At 73.6% G+C, this 13,937-nt stretch carries 14 protein-coding genes; 3 read left to right on the top strand and 11 right to left on the bottom strand.

Annotated features, from left to right (window positions below; all coding sequences use genetic code 11):
* Positions 1-142: 142 nt before the first annotated feature.
* The 7 genes from HS045_RS24845 to HS045_RS24815 form a co-directional block, all read right to left on the bottom strand.
* Positions 143-547: a DUF3040 domain-containing protein gene (locus HS045_RS24845; protein WP_068894447.1), complete on the bottom strand. Its 405-nt coding sequence runs from the start codon at positions 545-547 to the stop codon at positions 143-145.
* Positions 548-694: 147 nt separating this feature from the next.
* Complete coding sequence (dinB, locus tag HS045_RS24840) at positions 695-1,933, bottom strand: DNA polymerase IV (protein ID WP_196453897.1); 1,239 nt, start codon at positions 1,931-1,933, stop codon at positions 695-697.
* Positions 1,934-1,970: 37 nt separating this feature from the next.
* Positions 1,971-2,729: a bifunctional 2-polyprenyl-6-hydroxyphenol methylase/3-demethylubiquinol 3-O-methyltransferase UbiG gene (locus HS045_RS24835; RefSeq protein ID WP_196453896.1), complete on the bottom strand. Its 759-nt coding sequence runs from the start codon at positions 2,727-2,729 to the stop codon at positions 1,971-1,973.
* Between the two features lie 121 nt (positions 2,730-2,850).
* On the bottom strand, positions 2,851-3,261 hold the full coding sequence (gene nusB, locus HS045_RS24830; RefSeq protein WP_068894171.1) for a transcription antitermination factor NusB: 411 nt from the start codon (positions 3,259-3,261) through the stop codon (positions 2,851-2,853).
* Positions 3,261-3,821 carry an elongation factor P gene (gene efp, locus HS045_RS24825; protein WP_196453895.1) on the bottom strand — a complete coding sequence of 187 codons (561 nt, stop codon included), beginning with the start codon at positions 3,819-3,821 and terminating at the stop codon, positions 3,261-3,263. The genes nusB and efp overlap by 1 nt, the downstream gene beginning before the upstream one ends.
* A 416-nt stretch (positions 3,822-4,237) precedes the next feature.
* A complete protein-coding gene (locus tag HS045_RS24820; RefSeq protein WP_307827698.1) occupies positions 4,238-5,542 on the bottom strand; it encodes a dicarboxylate/amino acid:cation symporter in 1,305 nt (434 codons plus the stop codon).
* Between the two features lie 316 nt (positions 5,543-5,858).
* The gene (locus HS045_RS24815) at positions 5,859-6,899 is read right to left on the bottom strand and encodes an LLM class F420-dependent oxidoreductase (protein ID WP_196453893.1); all 1,041 of its coding nucleotides are present in this window, start codon (positions 6,897-6,899) and stop codon (positions 5,859-5,861) included.
* A 170-nt stretch (positions 6,900-7,069) separates the two neighbouring features.
* Here HS045_RS24815 and HS045_RS24810 point away from each other — a divergent pair, with 170 nt between their 5' ends.
* Entirely contained in the window at positions 7,070-7,978 is a 909-nt protein-coding gene (locus HS045_RS24810) for an endonuclease/exonuclease/phosphatase family protein (RefSeq protein ID WP_196453892.1), read from the top strand.
* On the opposite strand, the gene HS045_RS24805 is transcribed toward HS045_RS24810, so the two are convergent.
* The 4 genes from HS045_RS24805 to HS045_RS24790 are packed head-to-tail and all read right to left on the bottom strand — an operon-like array spanning position 7,964 to position 11,711.
* Positions 7,964-8,587, bottom strand: coding sequence for an NTP transferase domain-containing protein (locus HS045_RS24805; RefSeq protein WP_196453891.1), 624 nt, complete (start codon positions 8,585-8,587; stop codon positions 7,964-7,966). The genes HS045_RS24810 and HS045_RS24805 overlap by 15 nt on opposite strands.
* Positions 8,584-9,720, bottom strand: a complete 1,137-nt coding sequence (locus HS045_RS24800; protein WP_196453890.1) for an XdhC/CoxI family protein — start codon at positions 9,718-9,720, stop codon at positions 8,584-8,586. Before HS045_RS24800 ends, HS045_RS24805 begins: the two co-directional genes overlap by 4 nt.
* Positions 9,713-10,831 (bottom strand): VWA domain-containing protein, encoded by a 1,119-nt coding sequence (locus HS045_RS24795; protein ID WP_307827697.1) that lies wholly within the window; start codon positions 10,829-10,831, stop codon positions 9,713-9,715. The genes HS045_RS24800 and HS045_RS24795 overlap by 8 nt, the downstream gene beginning before the upstream one ends.
* Entirely contained in the window at positions 10,821-11,711 is an 891-nt protein-coding gene (locus HS045_RS24790) for a MoxR family ATPase (RefSeq protein ID WP_307827696.1), read from the bottom strand. Before HS045_RS24790 ends, HS045_RS24795 begins: the two co-directional genes overlap by 11 nt.
* 119 nt (positions 11,712-11,830) lie before the next feature.
* Here HS045_RS24790 and HS045_RS24785 point away from each other — a divergent pair, with 119 nt between their 5' ends.
* Together HS045_RS24785 and HS045_RS24780 are read left to right on the top strand one after the other, a co-directional pair.
* Positions 11,831-13,171, top strand: coding sequence for a potassium transporter TrkG (locus HS045_RS24785; protein ID WP_307827695.1), 1,341 nt, complete (start codon positions 11,831-11,833; stop codon positions 13,169-13,171).
* Positions 13,164-13,841, top strand: a complete 678-nt coding sequence (locus HS045_RS24780) for a TrkA family potassium uptake protein (RefSeq protein WP_196453888.1) — start codon at positions 13,164-13,166, stop codon at positions 13,839-13,841. The genes HS045_RS24785 and HS045_RS24780 overlap by 8 nt, the downstream gene beginning before the upstream one ends.
* Positions 13,842-13,937: the final 96 nt, after the last annotated feature.

Here is a 13,937-nt window from a genome sequence, read left to right as displayed (position 1 = left end):
TCCACCTGCGGGGAACGGCGGAACCGTCATCCGGTCAGGAACCGTCATCCGGTCACCGGGCGCGCGGAGACGTCCCGGTAACCGTGAGCCGCCCCGTGAGGGGCGGCTCATCCGATGGCCCGCGAAAACCCGGCGGCGGAGGTCAGCGCTCGTCGTGGCGGCGGCGCCAGCGCTCTTCCATCCGCTCCATGAAGCTCTGACGGGAGCCGCCGCGGCCGGCCGCCTTGCCTCCCCGCTGCCCGCGGGGAGCCGGGGACGAGGAGCCCTCACCGAACCCGTTCATCCGCTTCCAACTGGACAGACCCCACAAGCACGCCGCGAGCATGACCACGAAACCGCCGACGCCGAGGGGGATGAGGTTGATCACAACGCCGACCATCAACAGGACGACGCCGAGGACGAAGCCGATGGAGGCCTTCACCAGACGCCGCTTGTAGTGACTGCGCGGATCACTGATCCTTACGGTATTGGCCCACTTCGGGTCCTCGGCGTAGAGGGCCTGCTCGATCTGGTCGAGCAGGCGCTGCTCGTGCTCAGAGAGCGGCACGGCGCCTCCCAAGGACAGCCCCAGGACGGGGAAAACGGTGACGGACGACACGGGGTGTCCGAACCTCGCGGTCGGTTATCCCCAGAATACGAGGCTGTAGACGTAGACGAAAGAAAACGTCCAACGTAGTCCAAACCGGAGGTGCGATCACGGCCTTCCCTCCTCGGGTCGGGGGCGGACGAGCGAGGCGGGCAGCACCGCGTCGCGGCCGAACCTCCGCGCCGCCCGGTCCATCGCCCGCTCGGCCTCCCGCCAGCCCGTCTCCCGCTCGCCGAGGGCGAGCTGCCGGGGGGCGCCGTCGGCGGGGAGGAGGTTCTCCACCCGCACCCCGACCAGGCGGATCAGGGCGCCCTCCAGGCCGGAGGCGGCGTACAGCTCGCAGGCGACGGAGTACAGCTCCCGGGCGACGTCGGTGGGCTCGGCCAGGGTCCGGGACCGGGAGAGGGTGGTGAAGTCGGCGCGGCGGAGCTTGACGCTGACCGTGCGGCCGGCGTGACCGCCCTCCCGGAGCCGCGCGGCGACCCGCTCCGACAGGCGGAGCAGCTCCCTGCGGATCTCCACCGGGTCGTCCACGTCCGCGGCGAAGGTCTCCTCGGCGCCGATGCTCTTGTCGGGCACGTGCGGGGTGACCCGCCGGTCGTCGCGGCCCCAGGCCAGCGCGGCCAGGTGGGCGCCGGAGGACCGGCCCAGCTCGCGCTGGAGGGTCTCCACCGGGGTCCTGGCCAGGTCGCCGACGGTCGCGACGCCGAGCCGTGCCAGGGAGCGCTCCGTGCGCTCCCCCACGCCCCACAGGACCGCCACCGGCAGCGGGTGCAGGAAGTCCACCACCCTGTCGGCCGGCACCACGAACAACCCGTCGGGCTTGCAGTGCTGCGAGGCGAGCTTGGCCACGAACTTGCTGCTCGCCACCCCGACCGAGCAGGTGATGCGGTGCTCGGCGGCGACCCGCTCGCGGATCATGGCGGCGATCGCGGCCGGCGGGCCGAGCCGGCGGCGCGCCCCCGAGACGTCCAGGAAGGCCTCGTCGGAGGCGATCGGCTCCACCTCGGGGGTGACGGTCCGGAAGATCTCCATGACGCCCCGGGAGACCTCGGAGTACCTGCCGTGGCTCGGCGGGATGACCGTGGCCCGCGGGCACAGCCGACGTGCCCGCGTCATGGGCATCGCCGAGTGCACGCCGTACCTCCTCGCCTCGTAGGTGGCGCTGAGCACGACGCCGCGCGGGCCGGGGGCGCCGATGATGACGGGCGTGCCGACGAGGTCGGGCCGCTCGCGCAGCTCGACGCTCGCGAAGAAGGCGTCCATGTCGACATGGAGGATCGGGCAGCCGCTGTCGTCCCCGCCCAGGTCGCCACCGGGCCGGGGCACCTGCTGTTTCCTCGACACGGCGCCATCCTATGCGAACACCCGTTCGGCGCGGACCTCATCGGCGGCCGAGGATGTGCAGCTGGGAGGCGATGTCCCGGAGGACGGGGTGCTCGGCCGCGGCCTGCTCCAGGGCGATCAGCGCGGCGGCCGCTCCGGGCTCGCCGTCGAGCAGGCGGCTGGGCACGAGGTCGGCGAAGACGCGCACGCCGTGGACCTCGCCCGGTCGCAGACCCGAGGTGCCGAGGAGCCGCACCAGGGACTCCCGGGTGAAGCGCCGGGGCGTGGGGTCGCGGTCGCCCCAGCGGCCCTCGGGGTCGCCGAGCGCCGTCAGGGCCTCGTCGAACCGGCCGGAGACGGAGCGGTGCAGCGCGGCGGCGAGCGGGTTGGCGGCCAGCACGCTGACCATGCCGCCCTCCCGCAGCAGGCGGGACATCGCGGCCAGCGCCCCGCCGGGGTCCTCGACGTACTCCAGCACGCTGTGGCAGAGCACCAGGTCGGTGCCGTCTGCGGGGAGGAGGTCTCCCAGGTCGGACGCGTCCCCCTGCAGCGCGCGGACGCCCACGCCCGCCTCGGCCGCGCGGCGCTCCAGCGCGGCCAGCGAGTCGGGGCTGGGGTCCACGACCGTGACGGCGTGCCCGAGTGCGGCGAGCGGCACGGCGAAGCCCCCGGTGCCGCCGCCGGCGTCGACGATGTCGAGACGGGTGCGGCCGGTCACGGCCACGCGATCGGCCAGCGCCGTCCGCAGGACGTCCCAGACGACGGCGGTGCGGACCGCCGGAGCCCCCGGCTGCCGTGAGGTGCCTACGGCATGCAACTTCCGATCGCCTCCTTCGTCGGTGACGAGCCCAGCCTACGCCGCGCCGGTGCAACCGGCGACGCGCCCGGGCGCCCGCCCGTCCGCAGGAGGGGCGAAACCCCCTGCGGAGCCGCGGAACCTACAGTGCCAGAGAGGGCTTGAGCTGCTTGAACCGGGCCAGCAGGCCGTTGACGAACTGCGGGGACTCGTCCGTCGACAGCTCGGAGGCCAGGCCGACCCACTCGCTGATGACGACGCCCTCGGGGACGTCCGGCATCCAGAGCAGCTCGTAGGTGCCGCCGCGCAGCAGGTTGCGGTCGACCGCGGGCATGCGGTCGAGCGTCCAGCCCTCGGCGTAGGTGGTGATCAGCTCGTCGATGCGCGACCGGTGCCGGCACACGCCCTCGACGATCGTCGAGGTGTACTCGTTGACCGGCGGGTCGGCCCGCTCCAGCCGCTCGGCGAGCACCCGGAGCGGGTCCTCGCCGCGCGCCTCGGCTTCGAACAGGACGTCCAGCGCGCGCCTGCGCGCCTTGCCGCGTGCCGACATCAGGCGCGGCCGAGGTAATCGCCGGTGCGGGTGTCGACCTTGACCTTCTCGCCGGTCGTGATGAACAGCGGGACCTTGATCTCCGCGCCGGTCTCCAGCCTGGCGGGCTTGGTGCCGCCGGTGGAGCGGTCGCCCTGCAGGCCCGGCTCGGTCTCGGCGATGGTGAGCTCGACGGCCGCGGGCAGGTCGACGTAGAGCACGTTGCCCTCGTTGATCGCCACGGTGGCGAGCATGTTCTCCAGCAGGTAGTCGGCGGCGGCGCCGACCGCGGCGCGCGAGACGTGGAGCATGTCGTAGGTCTCGGTGTCCATGAAGACGAACTCTTCGCCGTCCATGTAGGAGAACTGCATCTCGCGCTTGTCGACGTTGGCCACCTCGACCTTGACGCCGGCGTTGAAGGTCTTGTCGACGACCTTGCCGGACAGCACGTTCTTGAGCTTGGTGCGAACGAACGCACCGCCCTTGCCGGGCTTGACGTGCTGGAACTCCACAACCGTCCAGAGCTCACCGCCCTCGAGCTTGAGCACGAGACCGTTCTTGAGGTCGTTCGTCGTCGCCACTGGTTTCTCCTGCGTACGGCCGCTCTTGGGGACGAGCAGCTCTTTGGTCGTCCGGTGTGGGGAGCTCCGGCCCGTCCTCACGCGTCAGGGGCGCCTCCCCCGCGGGGGGCGCCCTGAGCGCCTTGTCCCCGCAGGGTCCCTCAGGGGCACTGCGGGGTCCCCCGCGGGTCCTGTCCCTCGGGGCGGACCCGGGGCGGATCGGTGATCGGAACTCGATCGTCTAGTCTACCGTGCCCGCACCCGCGCTCCGGTTCTCCATCGCGCCCGCACCCGCGCCCCGGTTCCGCCGCAGGACCTCCTGGCTCCGCACCCGCCGTACGGCCCGCGCCCCGGTCGGACGCGGGACCCACCGGACTCCGCGCCGCCGTACGGCCCGCGCCCCGATCGGACGCGGGCCGCACGGCCGGTGCGGGCCGCTAGGCCAGGGCGGGCTCGGGGGTCGCCTCCCGGCTCCCGCGCGCCGCGGCGGGCGGCTCCTCCAGGGACTGCGGCGGGGCGTTCAGGACCTCCTCGTCCAGCCGCCCCTCCGACCTGCCCACTAGGACCGGGACGACCATCTGGCCGGCGACGTTGGTGGCGGTGCGGATCATGTCGAGGATCGGGTCGATGGCCAGCAGCAGGCCGACCCCCTCCAGCGGAAGGCCGAGCGTGCTCAGGGTCAGCGTGAGCATCACGATCGCGCCGGTCAGGCCCGCGGTGGCGGCGGAGCCGACCACGGAGACGAACGCGATCAGCAGGTAGTCGCCGATCCCGAGCGGGACGCCGAAGACCTGGGCCACGAAGATCGCGGCGAGCGCCGGGTAGACGGCGGCGCAGCCGTCCATCTTCGTGGTGGCGCCGAACGGCACCGCGAAGGAGGCGTAGTCGCGGTCGACGCCGAGGCGCTCGACGGTGACGCGCTGGGTCAGCGGCATGGTGCCGACCGAGGAGCGGGAGACGAAGGCCAGTTCGATCGCGGGCCAGGCGTTGCGGTAGAAGGTGAGCGGGTTGACCCTGCCGACGAGGGCGAGGAGCGCCGGGTAGATCACCAGCAGGACCACGAGGCAGCCGGCGTACACCCCCGCGCTGAGCTTGGCCAGCGGGGCCAGCAGGTCCCAGCCGTAGGTGGCCACGGACTTGCCGATCAGGCCCGCGGTGCCGATCGGGGCCAGCCGGATGACCCACCACAGGGCCTTCTGGACCAGTTCCAGGACCGAGCGGCTCAGGGCGAGGAACGGCTCGGCCTTCTCCCCGGCCGCCATCGCCGCGGCGCCGAGGACGACCCCCAGGAAGACGATCTGCAGGACGTTGAGCTCGGTGAACGCGGTGACGATGTTGGTCGGGATGATGCCGGTCAGGAAGTCGGTCCAGGTTCCGGCGCCTTCGAGGTCCACGGCCTTGGCGCCGTCGAGCGCGACGGTGACGCCCCGGCCGGGGTCGATCAGCAGGCCGAGGCCGATGGCGACGGCCACCGCGGCGAGCGAGGTGACCATGAACCAGCCGAGCGTCCTGCCCGCGAGCCGGGCGGCGCCGCTGACGTTGCGCAGGTTGGCCACGCTGACCACGACGGCGGTGAAGACCAGCGGCGGGACGGCGAGTTTGAGGAGCTGGACGAAGATCGAGCCGACCTGGGTCAGCGTGGTGGCGAGCCAGGCGACCTCGCCGGCGCGGGCGACCAGGCCCAGGGCGACGCCGACGACGAGACCCAGCAGGAGCTGCAGGGAGAAGGAGAATCTCTTCACGAACGTGACTTCCGAGAAAGGGCATGCCGGAGCGGACACGGTCATGCGGGTGAGGAAAAGGACTCGAAGGCGCGTTCTAGCGACAGAGATCGCCGTTGAGGCGGCACAGGTCGACGTGGAGCCGCTCGACCAGCCGCACGGACGTCAGGGAGAACCTCACGGAGGGTGGGAACATCCCCGGCCACGGGGACATTCCTCCCATGTCAGGTGACATAGGTCACAGGGGTCCCCGGAAGGGTCCGGACCCCCGTCGTGCGGAGTCCGTCGAAAGACGGGAGCGGGGTCCCGGTCGCGGCCGGGACCCCGGGACGCTCCGTCAGGAGGCGAGCTCCTTGACCTTCTCGATGAGCCGGATGCGCTCGTCGTGCGTGCGGCCGAGCGGGGTGACGTTGATCGTCGTCACGCCGGACTCCCGCATCGCCTGGAGCCGGTCGCGGACGAAGCCCTCCGAGCCGATCAGCGACATCGACTCCAGCAGCTCCTGCGGGACGAGGGCGGCGGCCTCGTCCTTCTTGCCGGACAGGTACAGCTCCTGGATCTGCTCGGCCTCCTTCTCGTAGCCGTAGCGGCGGGCGAGGTCGTTGTAGAAGTTCTTGCCCTTGGCGCCCATGCCGCCGATGTAGAGGGCGGCCATCGGGCGGCCGAGCTCCAGCCAGCCCGCGACGTCCTCGCCGATGGCGAGGCTCGCCTGGGCGATGACGTCCAGCTCGCCGAGCTCGGGGGCGCGCTTGGCCTTGCCCGCCGCGATCGAGGGCCCCCAGACGTCGGCGGCCTTCTCCGGCATGTAGAAGATCGGCTCCCAGCCCTCGGCGATCTCGGCGGCGAGCTCGACGTTCTTGGGGCCGATGGCGGCGATCACGACGGGGATGCGCTCGCGGACCGGGTGGTTGATGAGCTTGAGGGGCTTGCCCAGGCCGGTGCCCTGGTCGGCGGGGAGCGGGATCGTGTAGTGCCTGCCCTGGTGCTCGACGCGCTCGCGGCGCCAGACCTGGCGGCAGATCTCGATGACCTCGCGGGTCCGGCCGAGCGGCGCGGTGTACGGCACGCCGTGGAAGCCCTCGATGACCTGCGGTCCGGAGGCGCCCAGCCCGAGGGTGAAGCGGCCGTCGGAGACGTAGTCCATGCCCGCGGCGGTCATCGCCAGCAGGGTCGGCGTCCGCGAGTAGACGGGCAGGATGCCCGAGGCGATCTGCAGCCGCTCGGTCCTGGCCGCGATGTAGCCCATCTGGCTGACCGCGTCGAAGCTGTAGGCCTCGGCGACGAAGACGATGTCGAGACCGGCCTTCTCGTAGTCGGCCAGCTCGGCCACCGTCTCCTTGAAGCCCCCCGAGTAGTTCAGGGCCATACCGATACGCATCGTGAGATCGTCCTTCCGCACGCCGACGAAACCGAATGTTGTTCCGTTGTCTCCGCAACAAAGGCTATCGACTCCGCCGCCGCACACCAACCCCCGGGCCCGGGGCGAGTACCCTACGCGTTCCGGGGCATGGAACGCCTTTCCCGAACGGCGGGCGGATGAGGAGCGGTGTGCTGAGACGGGTGATCGTCGCGGTGGTGGTGACGGTGGCGGTGACGGTGGCCCTGGTCCTCGGCGGGCACGGGCTGCTGCCGGAGTTCGGCGGGTTCACCCCGGTGCTGGAGAGCCTGCTCCCCTGGCTGGGGACCGCGGTGCCCGTCCTGCTCCTCGGCGCGCTGCTCGCCAGATCCCGGACGGCCGCCGCCGCGGCCCTGCTCCCGGCGGCGGTCTGGGGCGTCCTGTTCGGTCCGGACCTGCTGCGCACCGCGCCCGGCGGGCCGAGCGACCTGTCCGTCGCCACGCTCAACGTGGGCGTGGTCAACGGCTCCTCCGGACTGGCCGTGCGGACCGTCGCCAAGGGCCGGGACCTGTTCGCCGCCCAGGAGCTGACCCCCGGCGGCCCGGCCGCCGCGGAGCTCGACGCCCTCTTCCCGCACAAGGTGCAGATCAGCACGGTCGGGCTGTGGAGCCGCTTCCCCATCGTCGAGCGGAGCCAGGCCGACATCGGCCTGGACTGGGTGCGGGCGCTGCGGGCCGTGGTGGAGACCCCCAAGGGGAGGGTGACCGTCTACGTCGTGCACCTGGCCTCGGCGCGGCCCGGCGAGACGACCCAGCGCGACCGGACGCTGGCCCACGCCCGGCGGCTCGTCGACGCCGACGACAGCGAGCGCCTGCTGCTGCTCGGCGACCTCAACACCGCCACCACCGACCGCAAGCGCGCCGATCTGGTCCCGCCGCTCACCGACGCCCAGGAGGAGGCCGGGACGGGGTTCGGGTTCACCTGGCCCTCCTCGTTCCCGATCACCCGCCCCGACCACATCCTCTACCGGGGACTCACCGCGACCAGCGCGGGCGTCGAGCCCGCCGTCGGCAGCGACCACCGTGCGGCGGTCGCCTCGCTGCGTCTATCGCGACGCTGACGCGCCGCGGCTCGGGGCCTGTCGCGGCGCCGACAGTTTCTCGAGGTCGGCGGGGGTGTCGATGTCGGCGGGGTCGCCCAGGCCGTCGCAGGGCACCTCGACGACCAGCTCGGGGTGGGCGCGCAGGAACGGCCTGGCCCCGACGTCGCCCACGGCGAGCTCCGCGACCCCCGCGAAGTGCTCCCGGGCGATCAGCACCGGGTTCCGCCGCGCGCCGCCGTAGGTGGCGACCGCGATCGGGGCGCCGTCCCGCCCCGCCCGGACGAGCCGCCCGACCACGGCCGCCCCGATGAGCGGCTGGTCCACCAGCGCCACCACCACGTGCCCGGCGTCCGGCGGCAGCACCTCCAGACCCAGCCGGAGCGACGAGCCCATCCCGGAGCGCCAGCCGGGGTTGCGCACGGTCACGGCCCCGCGCACCTGCGCGGTCGCCGCGCCCAGCACCACCACCACCGGACGGCAGCCGCCGTCGCGGAGCGTCCGGACCCCCCGGTCCACCAGCCGTTCCCCGCCGAACTCCACCAGCGCCTTCGGCCCGCCCAGCCGCGAGCCCGACCCGGCCGCCAGCAGCAGCCCCGCGCACCCGCCTCCGCGGTCGGCCGGGTTCACGCGCCCTCACCATGCCCCTCACCGTGACCGCCACCGTGCCCCGCACCGTGGATGCGGCCGGATCCACCGGTGAGCGGCCGGCCCGAGCCGCCCCAGCGGAGCTGGATCAGCTCGGCGGCGATGGAGACCGCGGTCTCCTCGGGGGTCCGGGCACCCAGGTCCAGGCCGATCGGCGAGCGGAGCCGAGCCAGCTCGGCCTCCGTCAGCCCCGCCCGGCGCAGGCGCTCCAGCCGGTCGGCGTGGGTACGGCGCGACCCCATCGCCCCGACGTAGCCCGCGGGGGTGCGCAGCGCCACCTCCAGCAGCGGGACGTCGAACTTCGGATCGTGGGTGAGCACGCAGATCACGGTCCGCTCGTCCACCGCGGCCGAGGTCAGGTAGTCGTGCGGCCACCTGACGACCACCTCGTCGGCCTCGGGGAAGCGCTTGGCCGTGGCGAAGACCGGCCGGGCGTCGCACACCACCACGTGGTAGCCGAGGAACTTCCCGATCCCGGCCACCGCGGCGGCGAAGTCGATCGCCCCGAAGACCAGCATGCGGGGCGGCGGGGCGAAGGAGTGCACGAAGACGGCCAGCTCGTCCAGGCGCCGCTCGCCGTGCGCGCCGTACCGCCTGACGCCGGTGAGGCCCTGCGCGAGCATGCCCCGCACGTCGTCGTCGACCGCCTCGTCCAGCCGGGCCGGACCCAGTGAGCCCGACGAGCGGTCCGGCCAGACCACCCGGCGGGCCCCGATCCGGCCGGGCCCCGACAGCACCGTCGCCACCGCCACCGGCTCGTGCCCGCGCACGGAGGCCGCGATCTCCCCCAGCTGGGGGAAGGTCCGCCGGGAGACCGGCTCCACGAACACGTCGAGGACGCCGCCGCAGGTCAGGCCGGCCGAGAGCGCGTCGTCGTCGCTCACGCCGTACCGCTGCAGAACCGGCGCGCCGGAGGCGGCCACCTCGCCCGCCAGCTCGTAGACGGCCCCCTCCACGCAGCCGCCCGAGACGCTGCCCTCGGCCTCCCCGCCGAGCACGGCCATCGACGCGCCGGGCGGGCGGGGCGCGCTGCGGAAGGTGGCCACCACGGTGGCCAGCCCGAAGGTCTCCCCCGCCTCCCACCAGCGGACGATCTGCGACAGCACGTCACGCACGGGCGCCTCCCAGCAGCCGGGCCAGTTCCTCGAACGCGGCCAGGCTGTGCCCCGCCACGAAGTCGTCGATGGACGGCCAGGCCGCGCGCATCCCCGCGGTGAGCGGCCGGTAGCCCTCCCGGCCCCGGTGCGGGTTGACCCAGACCACCCGGTGCGCCGTCCGCGACAGCCGGGCCATCTGCGCCCCGAGCAGCGAGGCGTCACCGCGCTCCCAGCCGTCGGAGGCGATCACCACGGTCGCGCCCCGGGCGTCGCCGCCGCGCAGCAGCTCCCGCAGCTCCTCCCCCAGCCGGGTCCCGCCGCTCCAGTCGGGGATCGCCCGCGAGACGGCCTCCATGGCCCGGTCCGGGTCGCGGTGGCGCAGTTCGGCGGTGAGCCGGGTCAGGCGGGTGCCCGCGCTGAACACCTCGGTGGCCCCCGGCTCGGACGCGACCAGGGCGTGGGCCAGGCGCAGCAGGGTGTCGGCGTAGGGGGTCATGGAGCCGCTCACGTCCACCACCAGCACGACCCGCCGGGGCCGCGTCCTCCTGGCGCGGCGGTGCAGCCGGGCGGGGTCCCCGCCCCGGCGCAGGGCCTCGCGCACCGTCCGCCGGACGTCGATCCGCCCCCGGCGCGCCGGCCGGAACCTGCGGGAGACGCGCTGCTCGCGCCCGGCCCGGAGCAGGGCGAGCAGCCGGTGCACCTCGGCCAGCTCCGCCGCGGTCAGCCCGGCCACGTCGCGGCCGCGCAGCACCTCCGTCGCGCTCGCCCCGGCGGCCAGGGGAGGGTCGCCGCCGGGCTCGCCGGAGGTCCCGCCGGGCAGCGCCGTGTGCCGGGTGACGGTGACCGCCTCCCCCCGCGCGCGGCCCGGACGCGCCCCGCCGAAGTAGGCCCGGAAGACCCGGTCGTAGCGGGGCAGGTCGTCGGCGGAGGCGCACAGGGTGGCGCGGCCCGCCCAGTACACGTCGCCGGGGCGGGCGGCGTCCAGGTGGGTCAGGGCGCGCAGCAGGTTCCGGGTCCGCTCGTGGTCGGCGGGGACCCCCGCGGCCCGCAGGCTCCTGGCGAACCCCGTCATGACCGCCACCAGCCCCCCTGGCGCGGCCTCCGGCGCCGCCCCGGCCTCAGGGGGCACCGAGCAGTCCGTTCCCGCGCACGGCCTCGTGGTCCTCCCGGTGCTTGAGCAGCGCGCCCAGCGTGGCCGCCGCCGCCCCGGGGTCCAGCTCCCGCGCGCCCAGGGCGAGCAGGGCCTCGGTCCAGTCGAGGGTCTCGGCGACACCGGGCGGTTTGACCAGGCCGGCCCCGCGCAGCCGGCCGGCCGCCCCGGCGACCTGCTCGGCGAGGGTCCGGGAGCACTCGGGGAGCCGGCGCAGCAGGATCTCCACCTCCCGCTCGAAGGAGGGGTGCTCCAGCCAGTGGTAGAGGCAGCGCCGCTTGAGCGCGTCGTGCACCTCACGGGTGCGGTTGGAGGTCAGCACCACCACCGGCGGGGTCCGGGCGCGGATCGTGCCGAGCTCCGGGACGGAGATCGCGAAGTCGGACAGGACCTCCAGCAGGATCGCCTCGAACTCCACGTCGGCCCGGTCGATCTCGTCGACGAGCAGCACGCTGGGCTGGGTCTCGACCGCCCGCAGCAGCGGCCGGGCGATCAGGAAGCGCCGGTCGTGGACCTCGCCCTCCAGCCGGGCCGCGTCGGCGCCCCCGCCCGCCTCGGCGGCCTTGAGGTGCAACAGCTGCCGGGCGAAGTCCCAGTCGTAGAGGGCCTGGGAGGCCTCCAGTCCTTCGTAGCACTGGAGCCGGATCAGCGGCGCGTCCAGCACGTCGGCGAGCGTCCTGGCCAGCTCGGTCTTGCCGACGCCCGCCTCGCCCTCCAGGAACAGCGGGCGGCCCATCCGCAGCGCGAGGAACGCCGCCGTCGCCAGACCCTCGTCGGCCAGGTAGGCCCGCCGGTCGAGCAGCTCGGCCAGCTGCCCGGGCGAGGCGAGATCCGATGCCGTGATTGTCCGCCTCAGCACCGCCTCAGACTACGCGCCGGAGAACCGGGGAATCCAGGGCCGCACCGCGATCACCGCGCGGCGGCCGTCCGGACGCCCGGGTCCTGATGATCGGTCCCGGACGCCGGTATCCTCTCCCGGTGAGCAATCCGGCCGGGCGGGTCACCTCGCCGTCGAGAGTGGTCGTCCTGGCGTTCCTCGGGGTGGTCTGCACGGGCACCGGACTGCTCTGCCTGCCCATCGCCGTCGCGCCGGGCCAGGAGGCCTCGTGGACCGCAGCGCTGTTCACCGCGACCTCGGCGGTCTGCGTCACCGGCCTGGCCGTGCTCGACACCGCGGGGCACTGGACGACCTTCGGCGAGGTCGTCATCCTGGTGCTGATGCAGATCGGCGGCTTCGGGATCATGTCGCTGGCCTCGGTCCTCGCGCTGCTCGTCTCCGGCAGGCTGGGGCTGCGCACCCGGCTCAGCACCCAGGCCGAGACCGGGTCCCTCGGCCCCGGTGACATCCGCCAGGTGATCGTGGGCGTCGTCAAGGTCACGCTGGCGGTGGAGGCGGTGACGGCCGCGATCCTCGCCGGCCGCTTCATGATCGGGTACGGCGAGCCGTTCGGCCGCGCCGTCTACCACGGGGTCTTCCACGCGGTCTCGGCGTTCACCAACGCGGGGTTCGCGCTCTGGCCCGACAGCGTGATGCGGTTCGTCCGCGACGTGTGGGTCTGCCTGCCGCTGGCGCTGACCGTGGTCGTCGGCGGCCTGGGCTTCCCGGTCTACGCCGTGCTGCGGCGGCACTGGCGGCGGCCGTCCCGGTGGTCCCTGCACGCCAAGATCACACTCGGGATGACCGCGATCCTGCTGTTCGGCGGCGCCCTGGCCATCACGATCTCCGAGTGGAGCAACCCCGCGACGTTCGGCCCGCTCTCCCCCGGCCTGCGGATCCTGGCCGGCTTCTTCCACAGCGCGATGACCCGCAGCGGCGGCCTGAACTCCGTCGACACCTCCCAGATGCACGAGAACTCCTGGCTGATCAGCGACGTGCTGATGTTCATCGGCGCCGGCAGCGCCAGCACCGGCGGCGGCATCAAGGTGACCACGTTCGCCCTGCTGGGCTACGTCATCCTGGCCGAGCTGCGCGGCGAGCCCGACGTCACCGCGGGCCGCCGCCGCATCTCCGAGCAGCTGCAGCGCCAGGCGCTCACCATCGCCCTGGTCAGCGTGGCGTCGGTGGTCACCGGCACGCTGGTGATGATGATGCTGACCCCGTTCGCGCTCGACCGCGTACTGTTCGAGGTGATCTCCGCGTTCGGCACCGTCGGGCTCTCCACGGGGATCACCGCCCAGGTCGGCACCGCCGGGCACCTGGTCCTGACGGTCCTGATGTTCATCGGCCGGCTGGGCCCGGTCACCCTCGGCGCCGCGCTGGCCCTGCACGTCCAGACCCGCAGGTTCCGCTACCCGGAGGAGCGTCCCCTCGTTGGCTGAGAAGAAGAACCGCGTCGACCACGACGCCGCCGTCGTGGTCATCGGCCTGGGCCGCTTCGGCGGGTCGCTGGCGGCCGAGCTCGTCGTCCGCGGCGTCGAGGTGCTCGGCGTGGACAGCGACTCCAGGAACGTGCAGGAGTTCTCCGGCCGGCTCACCCACGTCGTCTGCGCCGACTCCACCGACCCCGAGGCGCTGACCCAGCTGGGCGTGGCCGAGTTCGGCCGGGCGGTCGTCGGCATCGGCACCGACATCGAGTCGAGCATCCTGACCACCTCGATCCTGACCGACCTCGGCGTGTCCGACATCTGGGCCAAGGCGATCAGCCGCCAGCACGCCCGGATCCTGCAGCGGGTCGGCGCCCGCCACGTGGTGCAGCCCGAGGCGGACATGGGCGAGCGGGTCGCGCACCTGGTCACCGGCCGGATGCTCGACTACGTGGAGGTCGACGAGGAATACGCCCTGATCAAGACCAAGGCCCCCGGCTGGGCGGCCGGCAGGACGCTGGGCGACCTCGGCATCCGCACGGAGTACGGCGTGACCGTGGTGGCGGTCAAGAAGCCCGGCGAGAAGTTCACCTACGCCACCTCCCAGACCGTCATCGGCTCCGGCGACACCCTGCTCGTCGCGGGCGACACCGACCAGGCGGAGCGCTTCTCCGAGGAGACCTGAGCCCTCGGCCCGGCCGGGAGGGCGAATGCCTCAGGACCGGGGTCCTCCCGCCGATGGGTGTGTCCGCACCGAGACGCCCAGAGACGACGGAGAACA

The organism is Planomonospora sp. ID82291, from assembly GCF_015711645.1.
GTDB lineage: Bacteria > Actinomycetota > Actinomycetes > Streptosporangiales > Streptosporangiaceae > Planomonospora.
This window is presented reverse-complemented; position numbering and strand designations above follow the sequence as displayed.

What these genes read in the sequence shown, in the direction of transcription:
- nusB (WP_068894171.1), bottom strand. Translation starts at nt 3,261, where the DNA reads ATGTCGGCACGCGGCAAGGCGCGCAGGCGCGCGCTGGACGTCCTGTTC.
- HS045_RS24815 (WP_196453893.1), bottom strand. Translation starts at nt 6,899, where the DNA reads ATGCGTATCGGTATGGCCCTGAACTACTCGGGGGGCTTCAAGGAGACG.